We start from the raw sequence: 244 nt of genomic DNA, 5'->3' as shown, positions 1-244 counted from the left end.
CGATGGTAAATAGCTGGAATACCGTATTGGCAATATCATGCTAAAGCTCAATGAAGATGACAGCTCTAAACAGATAGATCAATTCACAAACAAAGATAAAAATGAGTTAAAAAGTTTAAAATCAGGTGCAGACTTAAGCGAATTAGCTTTGGCCGAAACTCAAGCTCCAAAAGCCCTAGATGGTGGTGACTCGGGCTGCAAGAAAATTAACGATATGCCAACATTATTTGCAAAAGCCGTAGAA

The 244-nt window shown here is 38.1% G+C and carries 1 protein-coding gene; it reads left to right on the top strand.

Features of this window, described 5'->3' with window-relative positions:
* Positions 1-37 precede the first annotated feature (37 nt).
* A partial coding sequence (locus tag Q4519_RS22015) for a peptidylprolyl isomerase (protein WP_303516110.1) occupies positions 38-244 on the top strand: 207 nt, incomplete at its 3' end.

Origin of the sequence: Motilimonas sp. 1_MG-2023 (genome assembly GCF_030547455.1) — a bacterium.
Lineage (GTDB): Bacteria > Pseudomonadota > Gammaproteobacteria > Enterobacterales > CBDFNC01 > Motilimonas.
The sequence above is the reverse complement of the archived record's forward strand: the minus strand, read 5'-3'. Positions and strand labels throughout refer to the sequence as shown.